General features: G+C 66.5%; 1 pseudogene. It reads right to left on the reverse strand.

Features of this window, described 5'->3' with window-relative positions:
* Nucleotides 1–713, reverse strand: a pseudogene (locus EOA29_RS38845) (translocation/assembly module TamB); the annotation flags it as partial.

The raw sequence follows: 713 nt of genomic DNA on the forward strand, positions 1-713 counted from the left end.
GTCGAGGCCTGCGCGATCGCCGCCTTGATGCCCTGCACCGTCGCCTGGCCGGACGACAGCTCGATGGTTGTCGTGCCGTTCGCCACTTTCACCCGGCCGGCCGCTTTTGCCGGAATGTTCTTGACCGTGGCGCCGCCGGAGAACCCGGTCCAGTCGCCGTCGCGCTTCAGGTCGACATCGATGCCGGTGACGGTGGTTCCGCCCGATATCACATTGTCGGCGCGGATCTTGCCGGCGATGACAGGCGCGGCCAGATAGTTGGCGATCTGCGCATCGATGGCGACGTTCTTGGCCGAGAGATCGCCGCGCTTGATTGCCGCCGTGCTTGCCTTGACGGCAACGTTCGGTCCATTGCCGGCCTTCGAGAACGCGATCGTGCCGCGCACGTCGCCTTCCGCCTTTTCCAGCGCCAGCGCCGCCAGCGGTCCGATGTCGGGCAAGTCGAGCGACACGGTGCCGACCGGAACGAATGCCTCGTCGAGCGCGAGATCGCCGGAGATCTTGTTCTGACCCAGCGACAGCAAAAGCCCGTTGATCGCGCTCTTGCCATTGGTGGTGGCAAGCACCGCACTGCCCTGCAGCGGCTGCCCGGCGACATTGCCGGTCAGTTGCACATTGGCCGCCGGATTGGCGGCATCCGCCTTGCCGGTCGCGGTCAGCTTGAGGCCCGTGATCTCGCGCGCCGCCACCGAAAGCCGGTCGCTGTTCACGGT

The organism is Mesorhizobium sp. M1E.F.Ca.ET.063.01.1.1 (genome assembly GCF_003998155.1).
In the GTDB taxonomy this organism is placed as follows: domain Bacteria; phylum Pseudomonadota; class Alphaproteobacteria; order Rhizobiales; family Rhizobiaceae; genus Mesorhizobium.